The sequence below is a fragment of the Micromonospora sp. WMMD754 genome (assembly GCF_049315235.1).
GTDB lineage: Bacteria > Actinomycetota > Actinomycetes > Mycobacteriales > Micromonosporaceae > Micromonospora > Micromonospora sediminicola.
On record NZ_CP186058.1, the window covers coordinates 5,535,104 to 5,557,489 of the forward strand.

At 74.5% G+C, this 22,386-nt stretch carries 20 protein-coding genes and 1 riboswitch; of the genes, 10 read left to right on the top strand and 10 right to left on the bottom strand.

All coding sequences use genetic code 11. The annotated features are described in order from the left end of the window. Positions 1–44 precede the first annotated feature (44 nt). From ACN27B_RS26020 to ACN27B_RS26040, 5 genes are read right to left on the bottom strand one after another with little or no spacing between them, the layout of a single operon-like run. Positions 45–833 carry an ABC transporter permease gene (locus ACN27B_RS26020; protein ID WP_091574271.1) on the bottom strand — a complete coding sequence of 263 codons (789 nt, stop codon included), beginning with the start codon at positions 831–833 and terminating at the stop codon, positions 45–47. Further along, complete coding sequence (locus tag ACN27B_RS26025) at positions 830–1,630, bottom strand: ABC transporter permease (protein ID WP_099160834.1); 801 nt, start codon at positions 1,628–1,630, stop codon at positions 830–832. The genes ACN27B_RS26020 and ACN27B_RS26025 overlap by 4 nt, the downstream gene beginning before the upstream one ends. After that, positions 1,623–2,591 (bottom strand): ABC transporter ATP-binding protein, encoded by a 969-nt coding sequence (locus tag ACN27B_RS26030; RefSeq protein ID WP_099160833.1) that lies wholly within the window; start codon positions 2,589–2,591, stop codon positions 1,623–1,625. Before ACN27B_RS26030 ends, ACN27B_RS26025 begins: the two co-directional genes overlap by 8 nt. 46 nt (positions 2,592–2,637) lie before the next feature. Then, the gene (locus ACN27B_RS26035) at positions 2,638–3,408 is read right to left on the bottom strand and encodes a nucleotidyltransferase domain-containing protein (RefSeq protein ID WP_422741768.1); all 771 of its coding nucleotides are present in this window, start codon (positions 3,406–3,408) and stop codon (positions 2,638–2,640) included. A gap of 42 nt (positions 3,409–3,450) precedes the next feature. Continuing rightward, a complete protein-coding gene (locus ACN27B_RS26040; protein ID WP_422741769.1) occupies positions 3,451–4,386 on the bottom strand; it encodes a diacylglycerol/lipid kinase family protein in 936 nt (311 codons plus the stop codon). 154 nt (positions 4,387–4,540) lie between these two features. On the opposite strand from ACN27B_RS26040, the gene ACN27B_RS26045 reads away from it, so the two are divergent. From ACN27B_RS26045 to ACN27B_RS26060, 4 genes are all read left to right on the top strand, one after another. Continuing rightward, positions 4,541–5,686: a hypothetical protein gene (locus ACN27B_RS26045; RefSeq protein WP_422741770.1), complete on the top strand. Its 1,146-nt coding sequence runs from the start codon at positions 4,541–4,543 to the stop codon at positions 5,684–5,686. Positions 5,687–5,827: 141 nt separating this feature from the next. Beyond that, entirely contained in the window at positions 5,828–6,487 is a 660-nt protein-coding gene (locus ACN27B_RS26050) for a hypothetical protein (protein WP_099160830.1), read from the top strand. Positions 6,488–6,747: 260 nt separating this feature from the next. Further along, positions 6,748–8,988, top strand: a complete 2,241-nt coding sequence (locus ACN27B_RS26055) for a transglycosylase domain-containing protein (RefSeq protein WP_253866400.1) — start codon at positions 6,748–6,750, stop codon at positions 8,986–8,988. Positions 8,989–9,361: 373 nt separating this feature from the next. Further along, the gene (locus ACN27B_RS26060; RefSeq protein ID WP_099160828.1) at positions 9,362–11,425 is read left to right on the top strand and encodes a M4 family metallopeptidase; all 2,064 of its coding nucleotides are present in this window, start codon (positions 9,362–9,364) and stop codon (positions 11,423–11,425) included. 66 nt (positions 11,426–11,491) lie between these two features. On the opposite strand, the gene ACN27B_RS26065 is transcribed toward ACN27B_RS26060, so the two are convergent. Then, positions 11,492–11,941: a YbaB/EbfC family nucleoid-associated protein gene (locus ACN27B_RS26065; RefSeq protein WP_091574263.1), complete on the bottom strand. Its 450-nt coding sequence runs from the start codon at positions 11,939–11,941 to the stop codon at positions 11,492–11,494. A 171-nt stretch (positions 11,942–12,112) separates the two neighbouring features. Next, the gene (locus ACN27B_RS26070; protein WP_422741771.1) at positions 12,113–12,712 is read right to left on the bottom strand and encodes a transglycosylase family protein; all 600 of its coding nucleotides are present in this window, start codon (positions 12,710–12,712) and stop codon (positions 12,113–12,115) included. Between the two features lie 4 nt (positions 12,713–12,716). Continuing rightward, positions 12,717–12,843: riboswitch (cyclic di-AMP (ydaO/yuaA leader) on the bottom strand. 254 nt (positions 12,844–13,097) lie between these two features. On the opposite strand from ACN27B_RS26070, the gene ACN27B_RS26075 reads away from it, so the two are divergent. From ACN27B_RS26075 to ACN27B_RS26085, 3 genes are all read left to right on the top strand, one after another. Beyond that, complete coding sequence (locus tag ACN27B_RS26075; protein WP_099160826.1) at positions 13,098–14,660, top strand: LLM class flavin-dependent oxidoreductase; 1,563 nt, start codon at positions 13,098–13,100, stop codon at positions 14,658–14,660. A 76-nt stretch (positions 14,661–14,736) separates the two neighbouring features. Further along, positions 14,737–15,213 carry a winged helix-turn-helix transcriptional regulator gene (locus tag ACN27B_RS26080; protein WP_422741772.1) on the top strand — a complete coding sequence of 159 codons (477 nt, stop codon included), beginning with the start codon at positions 14,737–14,739 and terminating at the stop codon, positions 15,211–15,213. A 32-nt stretch (positions 15,214–15,245) separates the two neighbouring features. Then, positions 15,246–15,944, top strand: coding sequence for an SDR family oxidoreductase (locus ACN27B_RS26085; RefSeq protein ID WP_099160824.1), 699 nt, complete (start codon positions 15,246–15,248; stop codon positions 15,942–15,944). Positions 15,945–16,009: 65 nt separating this feature from the next. Here ACN27B_RS26085 and htpG read toward each other — a convergent pair whose 3' ends face one another. Then, positions 16,010–17,902, bottom strand: a complete 1,893-nt coding sequence (htpG, locus tag ACN27B_RS26090; RefSeq protein ID WP_422741773.1) for a molecular chaperone HtpG — start codon at positions 17,900–17,902, stop codon at positions 16,010–16,012. 143 nt (positions 17,903–18,045) lie between these two features. Here htpG and ACN27B_RS26095 point away from each other — a divergent pair, with 143 nt between their 5' ends. Genes ACN27B_RS26095 through ACN27B_RS26105 form a run of 3 tightly spaced genes read left to right on the top strand, consistent with a single transcriptional unit; the run spans position 18,046 to position 20,236 of the window. Then, positions 18,046–18,774 (top strand): FadR/GntR family transcriptional regulator, encoded by a 729-nt coding sequence (locus ACN27B_RS26095; RefSeq protein WP_091577582.1) that lies wholly within the window; start codon positions 18,046–18,048, stop codon positions 18,772–18,774. Next, a complete protein-coding gene (locus tag ACN27B_RS26100; protein ID WP_098744685.1) occupies positions 18,771–19,598 on the top strand; it encodes a sterol desaturase family protein in 828 nt (275 codons plus the stop codon). The genes ACN27B_RS26095 and ACN27B_RS26100 overlap by 4 nt, the downstream gene beginning before the upstream one ends. Then, entirely contained in the window at positions 19,595–20,236 is a 642-nt protein-coding gene (locus ACN27B_RS26105) for a lysoplasmalogenase (RefSeq protein ID WP_422741774.1), read from the top strand. The genes ACN27B_RS26100 and ACN27B_RS26105 overlap by 4 nt, the downstream gene beginning before the upstream one ends. A 49-nt stretch (positions 20,237–20,285) precedes the next feature. On the opposite strand, the gene ACN27B_RS26110 is transcribed toward ACN27B_RS26105, so the two are convergent. Both ACN27B_RS26110 and ACN27B_RS26115 read right to left on the bottom strand, forming a co-directional pair. Continuing rightward, positions 20,286–21,350: a PKD domain-containing protein gene (locus ACN27B_RS26110; RefSeq protein ID WP_422741775.1), complete on the bottom strand. Its 1,065-nt coding sequence runs from the start codon at positions 21,348–21,350 to the stop codon at positions 20,286–20,288. 96 nt (positions 21,351–21,446) lie between these two features. Next, a complete protein-coding gene (locus ACN27B_RS26115) occupies positions 21,447–22,325 on the bottom strand; it encodes an NAD(P)-dependent oxidoreductase (RefSeq protein ID WP_422741776.1) in 879 nt (292 codons plus the stop codon). Positions 22,326–22,386: the final 61 nt, after the last annotated feature.

The window sequence follows — 22,386 nt, forward strand, 5'->3', positions numbered from 1 at the left end:
CGCCCACCCTAGTCACCGGCGGGGGCGGCCCGGCGGCGCGCCGGTCAGCCGCCCGCCCCGGCGTACGACCGCAGCGCCCGCCGCCACGCCCCGGTGGCCACCACCACCGCGCCGGCGGCCACCGCCACCGCGACCGGCAGCATCCGGGCGTCGAGCCGGCCCAGCAGGGCCGCACCCGGGTACGTGGTGAGGAACGCGACCGGGACGACGGTGAGCAGCGTGCGGGCCGGGTCGCGGTAGAGGTCGACCGGGAAGCGGGACAGTTCGACGAAGGCGAACGAGACCCGGTCCAGGTCCTCCGCCGCCACCAGCACCACGGTCGCCGCCATCAGCAGCACGGTCAGCGCGTACAGCAGCACCGCGGCGCAGCCCAACAGCAGCAGGAAGGCGGCCAGCCGGCCCGGCGAGACCCCGCGCCCGGACAGCACCACGCCCACCGTGACGAGCACCAGGCCCAGCGCCGGGTCGAGCAGGTTGGTCACCCGCACCCGTCCGAGGCTCACCAGCAGTTGGGCGTCGAACGGCTTGGTGAGCAGGAAGTCGAGGGTGCCGCGGCGGACGTGGTCGCTCATCAGTTCCAGGTTGGGTTGCAGCAGCGTCTGGCGCAGGCCGTTGAGCGTGAAGAACAGGCCGATGACGACCAGCACCTCGCCGTGCGTCCAACCGGCCACGGACCCGGCGAAGCGGAAGTAGACCGAGGCCCCGGCCACGGCCCACACCATCCAGAACGCGCTCAACGCGGCGGCGGAGAGGAACTGCAACCGGTACTCCAGGTCGGCGGCGACCGCCGCGCGCCAGCAGATCCGCAGCACCCGCAGCTGCCGGCGGATCACCCGGCCACCGCCTGGTGCCGGCGTACGGCCCGACGCCAGCCGATCCGGTAGAGCAGCGCGAACACCCCGAGCCAGCCGAGACCGACGGCGAAACCGAGCGCGGTCTCACCACCGTCCAGCCGGCCGGTCACCAGCTCCACCGGAAAGCCCATCATGCTGCGGAAGGGCAGCACCACCGCGGCGGTGCGCAGCCACGGCGGCAGCAGCTCCAGCGGGGCGACCCAGCCGGAGGCGAACGAGCCGAGCCCCCACCAGAGCAGCCACACGTTCGCGGTCTGGGTGCTCCAGAAGCCGAGCAACGCGAACGTGGACGCGGTCAGCAGACCCAACGCGTACGCCAGCGCCGTCGCGGCCGCGACGGCGGCCAGTCGGGCCGGGGTGACCGGGTAGTCCAGGTCGGGGCTGAGCACCGCGGCCAGCGCCAGGGCCGGCGCGAGCGCCACCAGGGTGACCAGGCGCTGCCCGAGGTCGGCGGCGGCGTACTGGTGGAACGGGTGCAGCGGGCGCAGCAGCCGCAGCGACAGGTCGCCGCTGCGCAGGTCGGCGTCCCACTGCCAGATCACGTGGTCGCCGGAGAGGTTCGCCATCAGCGTCGCGGCCGCGTAGTAGGCGAGGAAGTCGGCGCTGGTCCAGCCGGCCGGCGGGCCCGCCTCGGCGACCACGGTCAGCCAGACCGCCATCATGAGCAGCGGGAAGAAGCCGGTGAGCACGCGCAGCACCAGCCGCCCCCGGTAGGTGACGGCCACCAGCGTGCCGCCGCGCGCCAGCGCCCGGTAGGCGGTGAGGGTGTCACGCACCGGCGAAGACCGCCCGGATGATCTCCTCGACCGGCGGGTCCCCGATCGCCACGTCGTCGACCGGCAGGGTGGCCAGCAGTCGGGCGGCGACCGCCGCCGTCTCGGCCCGGGGCACCGCCAGCGTGACGACCGCGCCGTCGACGTCGACCGGCTCGCCGAGCCCGGCCCAGGCGCCGGCGGGGGCGGGCTCGCGCAGCGTGACCCGGACCAGCCGGTGCGGCGAGTGCGCCTCGACCAGCGCGGCGAGGTCGCCGTCGAACCGCAGGGCGCCCCGGTCGATGACCAGCACCCGGCGGGCCAGCGCGGTCACGTCGCCCATGTAGTGGCTGGTCAGCAGCACGGTCGCGCCGTGGCGGGCGTTGTAGTCGCGCAGGAAGGCGCGGACCGCGGCCTGCCCGTTGACGTCGAGGCCGAGGGTCGGCTCGTCGAGGAAGAGCACGTCCGGGCGGTGCAGCAACGCCCCGGCCAGCTCGCAGCGCATCCGCTCGCCGAGGCTCAGCACGCGCACCTGCCGACCGAGCAGCGGGGCGAGGCCGAGCAGGTCGACCAGCTCGTCGAGCGCGGCCCGGTACGGCCCCTCGGCGAGGCCGTAGACGGCCCGGTTGACCTCGAACGCGTCGGCCGCCGGCAGGTCCCAGAACAGGCCGTTGCGCTGGCCCATCACCAGCGAGACGCGGCGCAGGAACGCCGCCTCCCGGCGGTGCGGGGTGTGCCCCAGCACCCGGACCGTGCCGGCGCTGGGGTGCAGCAGGCCGGTGAGGCACTTCAGCGTGGTGGTCTTGCCGGCGCCGTTGGGGCCGAGGAAGCCGACCACCTCACCGGCGGGGATGGTGAAGCCGACCCCGTCGACCGCGCGGACGGTGACGTGCTCGCGGTGGACCAGGGAGCGCAGCGACGCCGCCAGGCCGGGCTGCCGCCGGTGCACCCGGAAGTGCTTGGCGAGGTCGCGCACCTCGATCATCGTCCGACCCTAGCCACCCGGCGGGCCCGGGCGACATCGAATTTCGTCAGCCACTCTCCAGCTGCGCCAGCACCCGTCGCTGGAACGCGCGGGCCGCCGGGCCGGACGGGGGCGGGCCGCCCCGGCGGGCGGCGACGCAGGCCCGGATCAGCGCGGCGTCCGGGTCGTCGCCCGCCACCCGCAGGCCGGCGTCGACCTTGCCCAGCCAGACGCCGTCGCGGCAGCGCACCAGCGCGCGACAGGCCCCGAGCACCGCGTCCTCGGCCCCCGGCGCGGGCGCGTCCCCGGGCGGCGTGGGCAGCGCCAGCCACCAGCGCAGCGCGTCGACGAGCAGCGCCCGCAGCGCGGCCGGCGGCGGGTCGGCGAAGACCTCGGCGGCGGGCGGGCCCAGCAGGGTCAGGCCGGACTGACGCAGGATGCTGCGGTCGAGCGCGTACCAGAACCGACCGTCGGCGGCGGGCCGGTCGGCCGGGTCGTAGGTGGTCCGGAACGGCATGGTGGCGCCGGTGTTCAGCTCCACCTCGAAGCCGGGCTCCGGCGTGCCGGAGGCGGCCACGTCGCGGCGGTAGACGACCAGCTCCAGGCCACGCGCCGGGCAGGGCAGCGCCTCGTGCCGCAGCCGGTCCACCAGCGCCCGCCGGGCGGCCCCGGCCGGCGACGCGGCGACCAGCAGCGCCACGTCCACGTCGCTGCGGCCCGGCTGGTAGGCGCCCAACCCGACCGAACCGGCCGCGTACGCCCCGACCAGGTCGTCGCCGAGCACGTCCCGGGAGCGCCGCACCAGGTCGGCGAGGTAGTCGCGTACGTCGTCGCGCATGCCCGCATCCTGCCGGGCGTGTCCGGCCCGGCGCCGGCCGGGTCAGTCCACCGGGTCGGGGCAGCAGACCGTCAATCCGCCCGGGACCACCGTGACCTTCAGCCGTTTCGCCGTGCCCCGCGCGCCGCCGTCCAGCTCGTACGTCTTCGGCGCGGCGAACCGGACCCGGATCTTGCGGCCCCGGGTGATCCGCACGAACGGTGAGTCGTCGGAGCGGCCGGCGGCCATCCGGCCCAACGTGCGCGCCCAGTCCACGGCGCCGCTGGCGGTGGCGACGCCGACCTCGAGCACCCCGTCGTCGGGCCGGGCGTCGTCGAAGGCCGGAATGCCGCCGGTGATGGTGCCGACGTTGCCGAACAGCACGCAGCTCGCCTCGCCGTCGAACCAGTCCGAGCCGTCGACCCGGATCCGGGTGCGGACGCACTCGCCGCGCACGTGCCGCAGCGCGGTCCAGACGTACGCCACCCGGCCGAACCGGCCCTTGAGCTTGCGGTCGGCGTCGCGGATCAGGTCGCCGTCGAAGCCGGCGCCGGCCATCACCGCGAAGTGCTCCCCGTTGAGCCGGCCCAGGTCCAGCCGGCGCCGCCGGCCGTGCAGCGCGATGCGCACCGCCTCCGGCAGGTCGGCGGGGATGCCGAGGTTGGCGGCGAAGAGGTTGGCGGTGCCGGCGGGCAGGATGCCCATCGGCACGCCGGTGCCGGCCAGCGTGTCGGCGCACCGCTGCACCATGCCGTCCCCGCCCCAGACCAGCACCAGGTCGGCGCCCTCGTCGAGCGCCGCGCGGACCCGCTTCGGGGCCTTACGGCTCTTCGGCACCTCGTGCCAGATCAGCCGCCCGACGCCGGCGGTGGCCAGCCGGGCGCGCAGCTCGTCGAGGCCGCCGCCGAACGTCTTCTTCCGGTGGGCGACGACCGCCACCACGCCGGCGGGGGCGGCCACGGTGTCGGTGTCGGCGCGGTCCGCCGTGCTCGTACTCATGCCGACGGTGGTACCCGGACCGGCCGCGCGCCACGCCTGTCGGTGGTGGACGCGCCCGAAACCGATCAGCGGCATGCTGTGCCCGGACCGCCACGTTCGGTAGAGTTCGGGCAGTGACCGGCGTCGCTGCACGCGGGTCCCGGGGGGTGCGGGGATGACGCGACGGGTCGGGCCGCCGGCACGCTGGGCGCTGCGCCTCGGCCTGCTGCTCGGCGGCGTCGTCGCGGTCTGGGCGGCGCACGAGGTCGCCGCCGCCGGCGCCGCCCACGCCGCCGAGCGCCCACCCCCCGCGTCGCCGCCCGGCGTCGTCCGGTTGCTCACCGGCGCGCTGGGTCCGGTGCTGGGCGTGTCACCGTCCGGATCCGACGAGGTCCGGGCGACCGATCCGGCGGCACCGCCACCGGCGCCCGGGCCGCCACCGCCGCCGACGGCTCGGACCACGTCGCCCGCGGTCCGGCCGGCGGCCGACCGACCGGCGCGCGCCCGTCCGGTGCGCGGGGCGCCGCGCCCGCGGGTGGACCCGGCGCGCGACCGGGCGCGCCCCCCGACCGCCGGCGCTCCGGGTCCGGGCCTCGAACCCGCGCCGGACCGGGTGCTCGACCCCGTCGCGGACGCCCTGCGTCCGGTCACCGAGCCGGTGCGGGCCCGCGTGCTCACCCCGGTCGCGGACGCGTTGCGCCCGGTCACCGACCCGGTGGCGGCGGACGTGCTCCCGCCGGTCGCCGACGCGCTCGCCCCCGTGGTCCGCCCGCTGCGCCCGGTCCTCGGTCCGGTCCGGCGTGTGCTGGAGCCGGTGCTGCGACCGCTGGACCCGGTGCTCGCCCCGCTCGACCCGATCACCGACCTGCTCGATCCCCCCGCGCCGTCGGCGCCCGCGTCCCCGCCCGCCGCTCCCGGGGCGCCCGGGGCACCGGGGGCACGACCACCGGACGCCGGCGCGCCGGCCGGCACGGCGACGGCTCCGCCCGGCCGGGCCCCCGGAGCCGGGCGGGGCGGGCCGATGGCCGTCCGGGTCGCGGCACCGGCCGCTGCTCCCGGCGGCGCGACCGTCGTCATGGTTCCGGCCCGCTCCGCGGCGGCGACCGTCGCCCGGCCCGGTCCGGTCGAGCTCGCGCCGACACCGGTCGTGCCGCTGCCGCCGGACGGCGCGGTGCACCCCGGCGGCGCCGGGCACGGCGACCCGGCGGACGCCGACGCCGCCGTCTGGGCCTGCCCGCCCCTGGCCGACCCGTCCGGACATCCGGCCGCCGACCGCCTGCCGGCGTCCCGTTCGTCGCGTCCGGGCACCCGCCCGGCCTGACCGGCACGCACCGGCAACACCCTCGATCCGGTGACCGGGCGTGCGCGCCCGGGGCCGCGCGACCGCGCGCGGCGGCGCCGTCGACCACACTCCGGCGCCCGGCATCCTTCCTCGATCACACTGGTGACCAGGAGTTCCACCATGACCGGAGCAATGCCCGTCATCCGGGCCAGATGGTGCGACGTCGGCCGGATCGCCGACCTCGTCGCCGAGGCCCTCTCCCCCACCGCCCTGGCGGCGTGGCTCGTCCCCGACGCGCCGCGCCGCTCCGCCGTCCTCGCCGCCGTGGCGCGGATCTGGACCGAACACGCGTTGCTCTTCGGCGACGCGTTCCTGCTGCCCGACGGCACCGCCGCCACGGTGTGGTTCCACCGCTACCGCCCGATCCCCCCGCCCCGCCGGTACGTCGACCGCCTCGGCGCGGCCGCCGGCCCGGACGTGGACCGGTTCCGCCGGCTCGACGACGAGCTGGCCGCGCGGCGGCCGGTCGAGCCGCACAACCACCTGGCGCTGCTCGCCGCGCCCGGTGGTGGGGCGGCGGAGGCGCTCGCCGGCGCGCAACGCCGGATGGACACGCTGAGCCTGCCCACGTACGCGCAGGTGGACGACGAGCCGTACGGGTCGTTGCTGCGCCGGCTCGGCTATCTCGACCGGGGGATCTTCCCGGCGCCGGACGGCACCGAACTGCGGTCGATGTGGCGGCCGACACCGGCGCATCCGGGCGGCAACGACCGCTGGCCGGTACGCCGGATCGGCCGGCGGGGGCGCAACGGCCGCGCGGCGGGACGGGCGACGCACTGACCGGCGGAGCGGGTCGGGGCGGCGGCGTGCCGCCCCGACCCGCGCGTCGCCGTGCCGCCCGGCGCGCGGTCCCGCGACGGGCCGCCGCCACACCGGTCGACGCCCGCAGGCCGGTGCCGTCGGCGCAGCTCGGTTAGCCTGCGAGCCGGGCAGGGACACGATTCGGCCGATCAGTTCGGAGGCGTCGCGTGCGGCACAACGGAGAGGTCCGGGGACCTGGCGGCGCCACACCGGCCCGGCCGAGACGCCGACGACGGCGGGTGGCGGTCTTCCTGGCGATCTGCACCCTGCTGGCCGGATGCGGCCTGGTCGCCGGCGGCTACTACTTCGACAGCGTCCCCACGCCCACCGACCTGAAGCTGCCGGAGTCGACCACCGTCTTCTACGCCGACGGGCGCACGCCGATGGCGAAGCTCGGCGCGCAGAACCGCACCATCGTCCCGTACGACGAGATGAACGACTCGGCCAAGCAGGCCATCGTGGCGGCCGAGGACCGCACGTTCTGGACCAACCAGGGCATCGACGTCAAGGGCGTGCTCCGGGCGGCCTGGGCCAACGTCACCGGCGGGCAGCGGCAGGGCGCCTCCACCCTCACCCAGCAGTACGCGCGGGTCGCCGCGGACCTGCGGGGGGTGACCTACTCGCGGAAGCTGCGCGAGGCCGTGATCGCCTGGAAGCTCGACGACACGTACAGCAAGGAGGAGATCCTCGGTTTCTACCTGAACACGGTGCCGTTCGGCCGGGGCGCGTACGGGATCGAGGCGGCCGCGCAGACGTTCTTCGGCAAGACCGTGCGCCGGGACGCGCCGGCGGCGCAGCAGCTCACCCAGGCCGAGGCGATGGTGTTGTGCGCGATGGTGAAGCAGCCGGAGGCGGACCCGACCGATCCGCAGGGCACGCCGGGCTACGACCCGGCCCGCAACGCGACCGCGAAGCAGAACTCGATCGACCGGTGGAACTACATCCGGGACGGCATGGTGAAGCTCGGCTATCTCACGCCGCGGCAGGCGGCGGATCTCGCGTACCCGGACACGGTGCGCCCGGTCGACCCGGACGCCGGCCGGTCCGACCTGGACCGACCGACCGGGCTGGTGGTCAACCACGTGCTGGCCGAGCTGCGGCGGACGGAGCCGTTCCGGGGCAAGCCGGACGAGGTGATCCGTGACGGTGGCTACCGGATCGTCACCACCGTCGACAAGCGGGTGCAGGACGCGGCGGAGGCGTCGGCGGACATCCGCCGGGACAGCGCGCCGGAGGCGGTGCGGGGGCAGCCGAAGAACTGGCAGGCGGCGCTGGTGGCGGTGGAGCCGGGCACCGGACGGGTGCTCGGCTACTACGGCGGTGACCGGGGCTCCGGCGCCGACTACGCGGGCTGGTACTACGACGAGAAGGGCCAGGCGCGCGGGTTCGGGCAGCACCCGCCGGGCTCCTCGTTCAAGGTCTACGACCTGGCCGCCGCCGTGCGGGACGGCATCTCGGTGAAGCAGCGGTTCGACTCGCCGGACACCAAGGAGTTCCCCGCCTCGGGTCGCACCCGGGGCAGCGCGGCCGGGCCGATCCGCAACGCCGAGCACGCGCCCTGCCAACCGGACTGCGCGCTCTGGGAGGCCACCGTCGCCTCGCTGAACGTCACCTACTTCGAGCTGACCGAGAAGCTGGGCACCGCCCGGGTGATCGACATGGCCCGGCGGGCCGGCGTCGAGTCGATGTGGGAGACCGTGCGCGGCAACCCGCAGCCGCAGCGCGTCGACCTGCGCGGCGACCCGGCCGACCAGGTGGCGAAGCGGTTCTCCACCGAGGTCGGCATCGGCCAGTACGGCATCACGGTGCAGGACCACGCCAACGGGATGGCCACCTTCGCCGCCGGCGGCAAGCGGGCCGACGCACACTTCGTCCGCTCGGTGACCAAGGGCGACGAGGAGGTGTGGACGGAGCAGGTGCGCCAGACCGACCTCGGCCTGGACCGGGAGGCGATCGACCAGCTCGACTGGACGTTGCGTCGGGTCCGGGCGGCCCGACTGGACAACGGGTGGGACTCCGCCGGCAAGACCGGCACCTGGCAGGCGGGGCAGAGCACCACGCAGAACGTGCACACCTGGATGGTCGGCTGGACCGGCGCGTTGGCCTCGGCCGTCTGGCTGGGCACCACCGACGGCAAGCCGTTGCGGACCCGGGGCGGCAGCTACGAGGTGTACGGCTCGACCGGGGCCGCGCCGATCTGGCGGCAGTTCATGTCCCGGGCCACCGAGGCGATGAAGCTCGACCCGGACCGGTACCGGTTCCGGGAGCCGAGCTTCCCGGGGGATGCTCCGGAGCCCTCCCCGTCGACGCCGGCCCCGACCACCTCCGCGCCGAGCCCGTCGGCGTCGGCGTCGGCGACGCCCCGCCCGACGCCGTCGAGTCCGAGCCCGCGCCCGACCGGCCGGCCGACCGCGCGTCCGACGTCGTCGCCGTCGCCGTCGCCGACCGGATCGCCGACGCGCAGCCGGGGACCGCGCTGACCCCGGGGACGATCGAACCTATGTGCGCCATCCGCATACCACGGCAAAAGACGCATGACGCCTCCGCATCCATCCACTGCGGACGATATTCGGCCTGATCAGGGGCTATTGAAGATCATGGCTTCCTGAATTCCGGCCTACCGCCGGGTGTCCGGCGGAAGTCGGTTGCCCCGGTCACCCATTGATCCCGGCTCCGGCGGCGTGTGATCGTGCACCCACGAGTCGTCGACCCCCGGCGACCCGGACGGTCGATCTGTCGACCCGGAGCCACGCCGGCAGCTCCGGTGACCGACCGTCACCCCGCCTCGCATCACCGCGCCGCCCGTCCCCACCGGGCTCCGTGCTGCGCGCCTCAGAACAGGAGCGAACCCTCGTGAAGCTCTCACCTCGCCTCGCCGCGCTCTCCGGCGCGGTCGCGGCCGGCGTGATCGCCGCCGGCACCGCCGCAGCCGTGCAGGCCGCCCCACCGGGCCCCGCCGCCCCCAACCCGGCGCAGGCCCGCGCGGCCGCCGCCGACTCGGCCCGCGCGCTGGTCGCGAACCGCCCCGCCTACCTCCAGGCCGGTTCCGACGACGCGTTCGTCCAGAAGCCGGTCATCTCCTCCGAGGGCACCCAGTACGTGCCCTACGAGCGCACCTACAAGGGCCTGCCGGTGGTCGGCGGCGACTTCGTGCTGGCCACCGACGCCGCCGGCAACCTGAAGTACGCCTCCGTCGCCCAGCAGCGGCCCATCGGCGCCCTCGCCACCACCCCCACGCTGACCCCGGCCGCGGGCGCGAAGAAGGCGCGCGCCCAGCTCCGGACCGTCAGCTCGGTCGAGGGCACCACACTCGTCGTCTACACGCTCGGCGCCAGCCCGACGCTGGCCTGGGAGACCACCGTGCGCGGCACGGACGCCGAGGGCCCGAGCCGCCTGACCGTCGACGTCGACGCCCGCACCGGGGCGGTGCTGCGCACGCAGGAGCACATCGTGCACGGCACCGGCACCGGCGCCTGGAACGGCCCGAGTCCGCTCTCGCTCAACACCACCAAGTCGGGCACCACGTACTCCATGAAGGACCCGACCGTCACGAACCTGAGCTGCCAGGACGCGGCGAACAACACCACGTTCAGCGGCTCCGACGACGCCTGGGGCAACGGCACCGCCACCAACAAGGAGACCGGCTGCGTCGACGCGCTGTTCGCCGCGCAGACCGAGCACAAGATGCTCAGCCAGTGGCTGGGCCGCAACGGCGCCGACGGCAACGGCGGCTACTGGCCGATCCGGGTGGGCCTGAACGACCAGAACGCCTACTACGACGGCACCCAGGTGCAGATCGGCAAGAACACCGCCGGGCAGTGGATCGGCTCGCTCGACGTGGTGGCGCACGAGATCGGCCACGGCATCGACGACCACACCCCGGGCGGCATCTCCGGCGGCGGCACCCAGGAGTTCGTGGCGGACACGTTCGGCGCGGCCACCGAGTGGTTCGCCAACGAGCCGTCCAGCTACGACGCGCCGGACTTCCTGGTCGGCGAGAAGATCAACCTGGTCGGCTCCGGCCCGATCCGCAACATGTACAACCCGTCCGCGCTCGGCGACCCGAACTGCTACTCCAGCAGCGTCCCGGGCGGCGAGGTGCACGCCTCCGCCGGCCCCGGCAACCACTGGTTCTACCTGCTGGCCAACGGCAGCAGCCCGACCAACGGGCAGCCGTCCAGCTCGACCTGCAACGGCAGCAGCGTGACCGGCCTGGGGATCCAGAAGGCCATCAAGATCATGTACAACGCGATGCTGCTGAAGACCTCGTCCTCGTCGTACCTGAAGTACCGCACCTGGACGCTGCAGGCCGCGAAGAACCTCTACCCGGGCAGCTGCGCCGAGTTCGACGCGGTCAAGGCGGCCTGGAACGCGGTCAGCGTGCCGGCCCAGTCCGGTGACCCGACGTGCGCCGGCGGCACCCCGACGCCGACGCCGACCACCACGACCACCCCGCCGTCGGGCGGCTGCTCCGGCAACAAGCTGGCCAACCCCGGCTTCGAGTCGGGCACCGTGAACTGGACCGCCTCGTCCGGCGTCATCACCACGGACAGCGGCCAGGCCGCGCACGGCGGCTCGTACAAGGCGTGGCTCGACGGCTACGGCTCGTCGCACACCGACACCCTGAGCCAGTCGGTGACCGTTCCGGCCGGCTGCCGCGCGACGCTGAGCTTCTGGCTGCACATCGACAGCGCGGAGTCGACCACGACCACCGCGTACGACAAGCTCACCGTCAAGGCCGGCAGCACCACGCTGGCGACCTACTCCAACCTGAACAAGGCCACCGGCTACGTGCAGCGGTCCTTCGACGTCTCGTCGCTGGCCGGCACCACGGCGACCATCTCGTTCAGCGGCGTGGAGGACAGCTCCCTGCAGACGTCCTTCGTCGTCGACGACACCGCGGTCACCCTGAGCTGACCGTAGGGCGAGCGGCCGGTCGTCGTCCTCCGGGCGGCCGGCCGCTTCGTCGCGTCGGCAGGCCGGTCAGGCCGGGCGGCCGGCCCGGGACGCGGCGCCCCGGTCACGTGGGATCCGCGCGGCCACCTCGTGCATCGCGCGGCTGAACAGCTCCGCCTGGTCGGGCAGGCCGCCGAGGCGGGCCGCCAGGGCGTCGGCGTCGGCCCGGGCCGAGTCGCTGACCCGGGCGTCCAGCTCGGCCAGCGCGGCGTTGACGGCGGCGACGACGTGTCCGCAGAGGACCTCCAGCGGCTCGCCGGCCAGGTCCGGGTCGACGGCGACCGAGTCCAGTCGGCCACCCTGGACGGCGACCGCCCGGACGCGGCCGTCGGCCGCGGCGCCCTCGGCCCGGAGCAACTCGCCCGGCTCGCCGTCGGGGTGCACGCCGGCCCGGGACCGCATCGCCGCGAGCGCCTGCTGCGTCCGGCTCAGGAGCTCGTCGAGGCTCGCGGCGGCCGAGAACGGGTCGATGGTCATATCCGCGCTTTCTTCACGTCTTAGCCGAGCATCGTGACCATAGCAACCGGCACCGACGGAGCACGGTCACCGGCCGGCCCCGCCCGCAAGCGAGCAGGTCGGGCGCCGCGCGTCCGGCGTGTCGCGCGACCGCGAACGCCCGGCCGGAGCCCCGGCCGGGCGTTCGGCGGCTCAGCGCAGGCGCAGTCGCTGACCCGGGAAGATCAGGCCCGGATCGTCGCCGACGACAGCGCGGTTGCGCTCGTGCAGCGCCCGCCAACCCCCGGCGACGTGCGCCGCGACGGCGATGCCGGAGAGCGTGTCGCCGGAGCGCACCCGGTAGGTGCCGGCGCCGCCCCGCCCGGCCGGTCGGCCCACAGTGGACCTCGTCGTGGTGGGCCGGTCGGTGGCCTTCCTCGGCGCGGCACGGTCGGCCGCCTTCTTCGGGGACGAGCCCGATCCGCCCTTGCGGCCACAGACCGGCCAGGCGCCGATGCCCTGCCCGTCCAGGACCCGCTCGGCGACGGCGATCTGCTCCGACCGGCTGGCCAGGTCCGCCCGGGCGGCGTACTTCTTCCCGCCGTGGCCGTTCCAGGTGCCGCGCGAGAACTGGAGCCCGCCGTAGTAGCCGTTGCCGGTGTTGATGTGCCAGTTGCCGCCGGACTCGCACCGCGCGACGGCGTCCCAGTTGACACCGGAGGCGCTCGCCGGGACGGCCGGAGCGAACAGGACCGCGGCGCCGGCCAGGACCACACCGACGGCGGTACGACGGGCTGCGTATGCAGTTGCCATGGGGATTCCTCCACGCCGACGAGGTGAGCTGTCGGGTTCGGGCCGAGGAGCCCGGCCGCCGCTGGCGGCTTCACCCCGAGGTGACGTGCACCGAGGAACGTTGGGTCCCCCGCTCCCGCCGAGGTTCGGTTACCGCCGGGCCGGCGGCGGGATTAGGCGTTACCGGCCCGTGGTGTCCACGACTGCGGACGCCACCGACGCTAAGGACGAATCCGGACGATCGCCCACTTCTTGGGATGTTCGTCACCCAGGCGGGCGACCGGGCACGCGGCACGCGGCGACGTGGTAGCGGGACGTCCGGGCCGGATCCGGACGCCCCGCCCGGACGCCCCGGCCCCGGGCTACCGTGGGCGGGACCGGCAAGATCGCACGAGGAGCGGCACGGATGACCGAGCACGGACACGAGCTGGCCTTCGGCGGCTTCCTCACCCCCACCGCCGGACGGCCGGACCAGGTGGTGGCCCTCGCCTCGCTCTGCGAGCAGGTCGGGCTGGACCTGGTCACCTTCCAGGACCACCCCTACCAGCCGGGTTTCCTGGACACGTGGACGCTGATGTCGTACGTGGCCGCCGCCACCGACCGGATCGGACTGGCCGGCAACGTGCTCAACCTGCCGCTGCGCCAACCGGTGGTGCTCGCCCGCAGCGTGGCCAGCCTGGACCTGCTCACCGGCGGCCGGGTCGAGCTGGGGCTGGGCGCGGGCGCGTTCTGGGACGCGATCGAGGCGGCCGGCGGCCGGCGGCTCTCCCCCGGCGCGGCGGTCGACGCGCTCGACGAGGCGATCCAGGTCATCCGGGAGGTCTGGGGCACCGACCGACGCGGGATGATCCGCGTCGCCGGGGAGCACTACCGGGTGGTCGGCGCGAAGCGCGGACCGGCGCCGGCCCATCCGGTGGGCATCTGGGTGGGCGCGTACAAGCCGCGCATGCTGCGCCTGGTCGGTCGCGCCGCGGACGGCTGGCTGCCGTCGCTGGCCTACCTGCCGAAGGGGCCCGACGAGCTGCCCGCGCTCAACGCGCTGGTCGACGAGGGCGCGCGGGCCGCCGGGCGGGACCCCGGCGAGATCCGCCGGATGCTCAACGTGACCGGCAGTTTCACCCGCGCGTCCACGGGGTTCCTGGCCGGGCCGCCGCGGCGGTGGGTGGAGGACCTGGCCGGGCTCACCCTGGAGCACGGCATCACCACCTTCGTCCTGGGCAGTGACGAGCCGCGCGCCATCCAGCTCTTCGCCCAGGAGGTGGCGCCGGCGGTCCGGGAGCTGGTCGCGGCCGAGCGCACCACGCCGGGCAGCGGCGCCCGCGCCGTGGCGCGGGAGCAGGCCGCCGGCGGCGTCCCGACCACCCTCGCGGTCACCCCCACGCCCGACCCGGGGGTACGCCTGAGCGCCCGCCGCCTCTGGGACGAGTCGACCCGTCCGACCGCCCCGCCGGCGCCGGCCGGGCACGTCTACCCGGCCCACGCGCAGGCCGCGGGGCAACATCTGGTGGACGTGCACGACCACCTGCGCCGGGAGCTGGCCCAGGTGCGGGACCTGCTGGAACAGGTCACCCGGGGCGCGGTCTCGCCGGGCGGGGCGCGGGCCGCGCTGAACGAGATGACCCTGCGGCAGAACAACTGGACGCTGGGCGCGTACTGCGCGGCGTACTGCACCGTGGTGACCCAGCACCACGGCCTGGAGGACGCCTCGGTCTTCCCGCACCTGCGCCGCGCCGACGCCGGGCTGGCGGCGGTGCTGGACCGGCTGGAGGAGGAGCACGTGGTGATCCACGGCGTGGTGGAGGGTGTCGACCGGGCGCTGGTGGAGCTGATCGGCCGGCCGGGTGACTTCACCGGGCTCCAGGAGGCGGTGGACCTGCTCACCGACACGCTGCTGTCCCATCTGTCGTACGAGGAGCACCAGATCGTCGAGCCGCTGGCCCGGCACGGCTTCTACCCCGGTCAGCTGTGACCGGCGGATATTCCCGGGCCGCGACGTGAGATAGCTGGCTTTTGTTTTCCTAAGTCAGCTCGGTAGCGTCGGTCCCATGACGGACTTCCTCGCGCAGCGCGACTCCTGGTCCACCGCCAACTGCTCGATCGCCCGGGCGCTCGAGGTGGTCGGCAACCGCACCACGCTGCTCCTGCTGCGCGAGGCGTCGTTCGGCACCCGACGCTTCGACGACTTCGCCCGCCGGGTCGGCGTGAGCGAGCCGGTCGCCGCCGCCCGCCTCAAGCAGCTCGTCGCCGACGGCCTGCTCGACCGGCGGCCCTACCGGGAGCCCGGGCAGCGCACCCGCGGCGAGTACGTGCTCACCGCCAAGGGCCGCGACCTGCTGCCCGTGCTCGTCGCCCTCCGCCAGTGGGGCGACGCGTACGCCGCCGACGAGGTCGGCCCGTCCGTCCTGGTCACCCACCACGACTGCGGGGCGGACGTGCACGCCCGGCTGCGCTGCGACGCCGGGCACGACGTGCCGGCCGACGAGCTGGCCGTGCTGCCCGGTCCGGGCCTGCGGACCTCCTGATCCACCCACCCTGAGCATCCTCGGAGCGAGACATGAAGATCGCTGGAAGCACCGCCCTGGTCACCGGCGCGAACCGCGGCTTCGGCCGACGCCTGGCCGCGGAACTCGTGGCGCGGGGCGCCACGGTCTGGGCCGGCGCGCGCAACCCGGACGGCGTCGACCTGCCCGGCGTCACCCCGCTACGCCTGGACGTCACCGACCCCGCCTCGGTGGCCGCCGCCGCGCAGCGCGCCGGCGACGTGACGCTGCTGGTCAACAACGCCGGCGTGAGCACCGGCGCCGACCTGCTCGACGGCGACCTCGACCAGATCCGGCTGGAGCTGGAGACGCACTACCTCGGCACGCTGTCGGTGGTGCGGGCGTTCGCGCCCCGGATCGCGGCGAACGGCGGCGGGACGATCCTGAACGTCCTGTCGGCCCTGTCCTGGTTCACGTTCCCCGGCGTCGGCGCGTACGGGGCGGCGAAGGCCGCCGAGTGGTCTATGACCAACGCGCTGCGCGTCGAGCTGGCCGGCCGGGGCGTCCGGGTCGCCGGCCTGCACGTCGGCTACATGGACACCGAGATGGCCGCCCGGGTCACCGGGCCCAAGGCCGACCCGGTCGAGGTCGCCCGGATGGCTGCCGACGGCATCGAGTCCGACAGCTACGAGATCCTGGCCGACGACGTCGCCCGCCGGGTCCAGGCCGGACTGTCCGGCGGCGTGGCCGCCCTCTACCCCGCCCTCCCCTGAGCGTCCGGTGTTAAGAAGGGCCCCTTCCTCTGCACGAAGCGATAAGAAGGGGCCCTTCCTTACACCTACAGGCCGCGGGCGAGGCGGTCGGCGAGGATCCGGGTGAAGCGGGCCGGGTCGACGAGGTCGCCGCCCTCGGCCAGCAGCGCCATGCCGTACAGCAGCTCGGCGGTCTCGGTCAGCGCGGCGGTGTCGCCACCCTCGCCGTGCGCCTTGCGCAGCCCGGTGACCAGCGGGTGGGTCGGGTTCAGCTCCAGGATCCGCTTGACCCGGGGCACCTCCTGACCCATCGCCCGATACATCTTCTCCAGCGTCGGCGTCATGTCGTGCGCGTCGCCCACCACGCAGGCCGGCGAGGTGGTCAGCCGGGTGGACAGCCGCACCTCCTTGACGCTGTCGGTGAGCGCGCCGCCGAGGAAGGTGAGCAGGTCGGCGTACTCCTGCCGCTCGGCCTCGGCCTTCTCCTTCTCCTCCTCGGTCTCCAGGTCGACCTGGCCCTTGGCCACCGAGCGCAGCGTCCTCCCGTCGTACGCACCGACCCGCTCGACCCACACCTCGTCCACCGGGTCGGTGAGGATCAGCACCTCGTAACCCTTGGCCCGGAACGCCTCCAGGTGCGGCGAGTTCTCGATGGTGGCCCGGTTCTCGCCGGTGGCGTAGTAGATCTCGGTCTGGCCGTCCTTCATCCGCTCCACGTACGCGCGCAGCGTGGTCGGCTCGGCCGGGTCGTGGGTGCTGGCCGCGCGGACCAGGTCCAGCAGCGCCTCGGTGTTGTCCGGGTCCTCCAGCAGACCCTCCTTGACCACCGGCCCGAACTCGGTCCAGAACGTGCGGTACGACTCGGCGGACATGTCCTTGAGCGTGCCGAGCACCTTCTTGACCAGTCGCCGCCGCACCGCGCGGATCTGCCGGTCCTGCTGCAGGATCTCCCGGGAGATGTTCAGCGACAGGTCGTGCGCGTCCACCACGCCCTTGACGAAGCGCAGGTAGTTGGGGATCAGCGCCTCGCAGTCGTCCATGATGAACACGCGCTTGACGTAGAGCTGCACGCCACGACGGCCCTGCGGGGCGAACAGGTCGAGCGGGGCGTGCGAGGGCAGGAAGAGCAGCGCCTCGTACTCGAACGTGCCCTCGCCGCGCATGTGGATGGTCTCGAGGGGGTCGGCCCAGTCGTGCGCGACGTGCCGGTAGAACTCCTTGTACTCGGCCTCGTCCACCTCGTCGCGCGAGCGCGCCCAGAGCGCCTTCATCGAGTTGAGCGTCTGCTCCTCGCGGGTGGCGGCGCCGTCCTCGCCGGGGACGTCCACGCTCATCCGGATCGGCCAGGCGATGAAGTCGGAGTAGCGCTTGACGATCTCGCGGATGGTCCGCTCGGCGGTGTAGTCGTGCAGGTTGTCGTCGGCGTCGACCGGCTTCAGGTGCAGGGTGACCGAGGTGCCCTGCGGCGCCTCGTCGACCGCCTCCACCGAGTAGGTGCCCTCGCCGGTGGACTCCCAACGGGTGCCGCCGGTCTCCCCGGCCCGCCGGGTCAGCAGCGTCACCCGGTCGGCGACCATGAAGGTGGCGTAGAAGCCGACCCCGAACTGGCCGATCAGGTCCTGGTCGGCGGCGGCGTCCTTGGACTCGCGCAGCGTGCGCAGCAGCTCGGCGGTGCCGGACTTGGCGATCGTGCCGATCAGGCCGACCACCTCGTCGCGGGACATGCCGATGCCGTTGTCCCGCACGGTCAGCGTGCGGGCGTCCCGGTCCACCTCGATCTCGATGTGCAGGTCGGACGCGTCGACCGACAGGTCCTTGTCGACCAGCGACGTCAGCCGCAGCTTGTCCAGCGCGTCGGACGCGTTCGAGATCAGTTCGCGCAGGAAGACGTCCTTGTTCGAGTAGATCGAGTGCACCATCAGCTGCAGCAGCTGACGCGCCTCGGCCTGGAACTCCAGCGTCTCGACCCGGTCGCTCACACCGACTCCCTTCCCGGTTGCGGGGCTACGGCGGAAAGGATACGAGGGGTGACCGGGACGGCACCCACCGGCCGGACCGGTACCGAAACCTGACTGGTCCAACCAGTTGACGGGTTGATGTGTGCGGGGCCACACTGCTGGCCATGGCCTTCGCCCCCGCCCCCCGCGCCTCGGTCTCCGACCACGTCTTCGGCCAGCTCCGCGACGCGATCGTGTCCGGTCGCTACCGCCCGGACGAGACCCTGCCGGGCGAGCGCGAGCTGGCCGCCGCCTTCGCGGTGAACCGGCACGCGGTCCGGGAGGCGTTGCGCCGGCTGCAACAGCTCGGCCTGGTCCGGGTCAGCCAGGGCGGCGCGACCCGGGTGCTGGACTGGCGGGTGCACGCCGGGCTCGACCTGGCGCTGTCGCTGGCCCGCTCCGGTGACGTGCTTCCGGTCGCGACGCTGGTGCGCGACATGCTGGAGATGCGGGCCTGCGTGGGCATCGACGCGGCCCGGCTCTGCGCCGAGCGCGGCGACACGGCGGTCGTCGCCGCCCTGGTCCGGGCCGCCGAGGAGTACGGCTCACTCGCCCCCGACCTGGACCGGATGGCCGAGGCGAACATCGCGATCTGGCGCCTGGTCGTGCGCGGCAGCGGCAACACCGCCTACCAACTGGCCTTCAACAGCCTGGTCGCCGGCACGTTCGCGGTCGGCGACGTCCCCCCGGACACCCGTACCGCCGAACTGCTCGACGTCGCCGGCCACCGCCGCCTCGCCGCCGCGATCGCGTCCGGTCAGGGCGCGGCGGCCGCCCGGCACGCCCGGGCGCTCCTGACCGCCCCGGTCACCACCCCCACCACCCCCACCACCGGAAGGGAAGCGCGCGCATGATCCCCGCCGTGCTGTACGCCGTACCGGCGTTCCTGCTCCTGATCATCATCGAGGCGGTCTCCTACCGCTTCCTGCCCGACGACGAGGAACGCGGCTACGAGCTGCGCGACACCACCACCAGCCTGTCGATGGGGCTGGGCAGTCAGATCATCGGCTTTCCGTGGAAGCTGCTCACGGTCGGTGTCTTCGCGGCCCTGTGGACGGTCGCGCCGGTCCACCTCTCCCCCGGCGACTGGTGGACCTGGGTGATCCTCTTCTTCGCCGACGACCTGGCCTACTACTGGTTCCACCGCTCCCACCACGAGGTGCGCGTGCTCTGGGCGAGCCACGTCGTGCACCACTCCAGCGTCTACTACAACCTCTCCACCGCGCTGCGGCAGAGCTGGACGCCGATGACCTCGCTGCCGTTCTGGCTGGCGCTGGCGCTGCTCGGCATCCCGCCGTGGATGATCTTCCTCCAGCAGTCGGTCAGCCTGCTCTACCAGTTCTTCCTGCACACCGAGCGGATCAACGTACTGCCCCGGCCGATCGAGTGGATCTTCAACACGCCGTCGCACCACCGGGTGCACCACGGCTCGAACACCGAATACCTGGACCGCAACTACGGCGGCATTCTGATCATCTGGGACCGGCTGTTCGGCACCTTCGAGCCGGAGCGGGCCACCGCGCGCTACGGGCTGACCAAGAACATCGGCACCTACAACCCGCTGCGGGTGGCCACCCACGAGTTCGCCGCGATCTGGTCCGACGTGCGCCGGGCCACGTGCTGGCGGCACCGCCTCGGTTACCTGTTCGGCCGACCCGGCTGGCAGCCGGCCCGGTGAGGCGCTCCTGGCTGACCCTGTTCGGGCTGGTGGCCGCGGTCGAGCTGGTCGGCGTCGCGCTCGACTCGACGGCGCTCCAGTGGCTGGCCAAGCCACTGCTGGCGCCGGTGCTGCTGGCATACCTGTGGCAGCGGCGACGGCGGGCGGACGCGGTGGCCCTCGGTCTGGTCGCCGCCACCGCCGGGGACGTGGCCCTGCTCGTGCCGGGCCGGGCCGCGTTCCTGCTCGGCATGGGGTTCTTCCTGGTGGCGCAGCTGGCGTTCCTCACCGGATTCCTGCGGCGCGGACGCCCGCCGGCCCTGGCGTGGGTGGGCTACCTGCTCGCCTGGGCGACCGGCAACGCCCTGCTGTGGAGCGCGTTGGGGCCGCTGCGGCTGCCGGTGCTCGGCTACAGCCTGGCGCTGTGCCTGATGGCCGCCGCCGCGACCGGGGTGTCCGCGCGGACCGGAGCCGGCGGCGCGTTCTTCCTCGCCTCCGACCTGCTGATCGGCGTCGGCGCGGCCGGCGGGGACCTGCCCGGCGCCGGCCTGCTGGTGATGGGCACCTACAGCGCCGCGCTGCTGCTGATCACCACCGGCTGGGCGGCCGACCGCGCCGCCGCCGGCCCGGCCCGCGACCCGGCGCCGGTCCCGGCCTGACCCCGACGCGGGCGGCGGCGCGAGGTCGCGCCGCCGCCCACGGGATCCGTCAGCGCACCCGGACCGGGGTCGAGAGCAGCTGGTTGTCCGCCGGGAGCGCGTCGCGGTGGTCCCGCACCGCGGCCACCGCGCGGAAGGTCACCTTGCCCATCGCCGCGTCCTCCGGCGTCACCGTGTACGTGAACGAGAACGAGGTGCGTCCACCGCCGCCCGTCACCGGGACCGGCTTCGTGGCGGCGTCCACCTGCTCGAATCCCCACGGGTTGCTGCGTTCGAGGCGGACCTCCACGTGCTCGTCGTAGCGGTTGTTGCGCACCTCGACGGTGACGCCGACACGCTGTCCGGCACGGGCGGTCGAGGGGGTGTTCACCTTGACCACCGCCACGTCGTGGGTGCGGACCACGGAGGTGTGGGTGGCCGTGGCGGTGCGCCCGTCGACAGTGCGCGCGGTCAGGCGCACCCGGTGGTCGCCGTCGGACGTGAAGCGGTGCCGGGGATACTGCTCGGTCGACGTGGTGCCGTCGCCGAAGTCCCAGACGAGCGAACCCAGGTCGATGCCGAGGCCGGCCGGGTCGTACAGCCGGGGCCAGAACGCGACCTCGTCGAAGACGCTCCACTCCACGTCGGCCACGTCGAAGTCGACCTCCGGGCCGGGTGCCACGTCCAGCCGGAACGTCGTCTGCTCGGCGTGGTCCGCGCCGATCCGGAGAAGGTACGTCGTGCCGGCCCGTGCCCGGAACGTCACGGGCGTGCCGCCGTAGGTGGGGCGACAGGTGACCTCGGCGAGGGTCCCGAGGGAGTCGCCGGTGTAGACCGCGACCCCGAGGTAGTCCGGTCCGGTGCCGGCGGTGACCAGCTGATCCGCGGCGGGCGTGTACGAGTACCAGACCGTCCGGCCGGCTTCGAAGCAGGACGACGGCTCGCCCTCCTGCACGGTGGCGGCGCTGAGATCCTGGCCGTCGACGAACGGCAGCGCGCCGACCGGCAGCGCGCCGGTCAGGTTGTCGTTGGCCGGCGCGTCGGCCGCGGCGGACGCGCCCGCCGCGTTGACGGCCAGCAGGGCGACCACGCCCGGAACCGCGACGGCGATCCGGGCGAGCTGTCGGTTGACCACTTCTCCTCCTGGGGGCCCCGTATCCCTTGTGGATGCGACCGGGCCACGGTAGGAGCCCGCGTCCCAGGGCCGGGCTAAGAGAAGCTCTCGCCGAGGTTAAGGTCGGCGGGTCGCGCCGGATCCGAGCACCCGGGTCACCACGGTCAGGTCGTCGTCACCGAGGCCCTGGTCCACCGCGTGCCGCCACTCGGCCGCCAGCGCCTCGCCGGCCGGGAAGCTGCCCGGCGGCGCCTCCCGCAGCGCCAGCTCCACGTCCTTGAGCGCCAGCGCGAGCGCGTACTGCGCGCCGTGCTCGTCGCGGACGATCCGGCCCAGCTTCTCGGCCGCCCACGGCGACACCAGCGGGCTGCCGCCCAGCGCCTCCCGCACGGTGTCGCGGTCGAGGCCGAGCGTGTCGCCGAGGGCGACCGCCGCGGCGACGCCCTCGTTGACGAACGCGAGCAGCAGGTTGTTGACGAGTTTGAGCCGCGAGCCGGCGCCGGTCGGCCCGAGCCACAGCGTCCGCTGGCCGACCGCGTCGAAGACCGGCGCGACCCGCTCACGGGCCTGGTCCGGCCCGGAGGCGAGCACCACGAGCCTGCCCTGCTCGGCCGGGCCCCGGCTGCCGGCCACCGGCGCGTCGACCAGCGTGACGTCGGGGCGCTCGGCGGCGACCAGTTCGGCCAGCCGCGCGGTCTCGGCGACCCCGATGGTGCTCATCTGCGCCCAGACCGCCCCGGCCGGCAGCGCGGCGAGCATGCCCTGGTCGACGGCGACGGCGCGCACCGCGGCGGCGTCGGTCACCATGGTCACCGCCACGTCCGCCCGCCGGGCCGCGTCGGCCGGGTCGGCGGCCACCTCGGCGCCCCGGTCCGCGAGCGCGCGGGCCGGCTCCGGGTGCCGGTTCCACACCACCGTGTCCAGGCCGGCGCCGACCAGGTTGGCCGCCATCGGCGTCCCCATGCCGCCGAGGCCGAGCACCGCCACCCGTGTCATCCACCGCTCCCGTCGTCACCCGTCCCGGCCAGCCTAGGCGCGGGACCGGGCGGCGGCGTCC

Bases quoted from the DNA above. Each gene is read 5' to 3' on its own strand.
- ACN27B_RS26030 (WP_099160833.1), bottom strand. From the start codon at position 2,591: ATGATCGAGGTGCGCGACCTCGCCAAGCACTTCCGGGTGCACCGGCGG.
- ACN27B_RS26035 (WP_422741768.1), bottom strand. From the start codon at position 3,408: ATGCGCGACGACGTACGCGACTACCTCGCCGACCTGGTGCGGCGCTCC.
- ACN27B_RS26040 (WP_422741769.1), bottom strand. From the start codon at position 4,386: ATGAGTACGAGCACGGCGGACCGCGCCGACACCGACACCGTGGCCGCC.
- ACN27B_RS26045 (WP_422741770.1), top strand. From the start codon at position 4,541: ATGACGCGACGGGTCGGGCCGCCGGCACGCTGGGCGCTGCGCCTCGGC.
- ACN27B_RS26050 (WP_099160830.1), top strand. From the start codon at position 5,828: ATGACCGGAGCAATGCCCGTCATCCGGGCCAGATGGTGCGACGTCGGC.
- ACN27B_RS26065 (WP_091574263.1), bottom strand. From the start codon at position 11,941: ATGACCATCGACCCGTTCTCGGCCGCCGCGAGCCTCGACGAGCTCCTG.
- ACN27B_RS26070 (WP_422741771.1), bottom strand. From the start codon at position 12,712: ATGGCAACTGCATACGCAGCCCGTCGTACCGCCGTCGGTGTGGTCCTG.
- ACN27B_RS26075 (WP_099160826.1), top strand. From the start codon at position 13,098: ATGACCGAGCACGGACACGAGCTGGCCTTCGGCGGCTTCCTCACCCCC.
- ACN27B_RS26080 (WP_422741772.1), top strand. From the start codon at position 14,737: ATGACGGACTTCCTCGCGCAGCGCGACTCCTGGTCCACCGCCAACTGC.
- ACN27B_RS26085 (WP_099160824.1), top strand. From the start codon at position 15,246: ATGAAGATCGCTGGAAGCACCGCCCTGGTCACCGGCGCGAACCGCGGC.
- ACN27B_RS26095 (WP_091577582.1), top strand. From the start codon at position 18,046: ATGGCCTTCGCCCCCGCCCCCCGCGCCTCGGTCTCCGACCACGTCTTC.
- ACN27B_RS26100 (WP_098744685.1), top strand. From the start codon at position 18,771: ATGATCCCCGCCGTGCTGTACGCCGTACCGGCGTTCCTGCTCCTGATC.
- ACN27B_RS26115 (WP_422741776.1), bottom strand. From the start codon at position 22,325: ATGACACGGGTGGCGGTGCTCGGCCTCGGCGGCATGGGGACGCCGATG.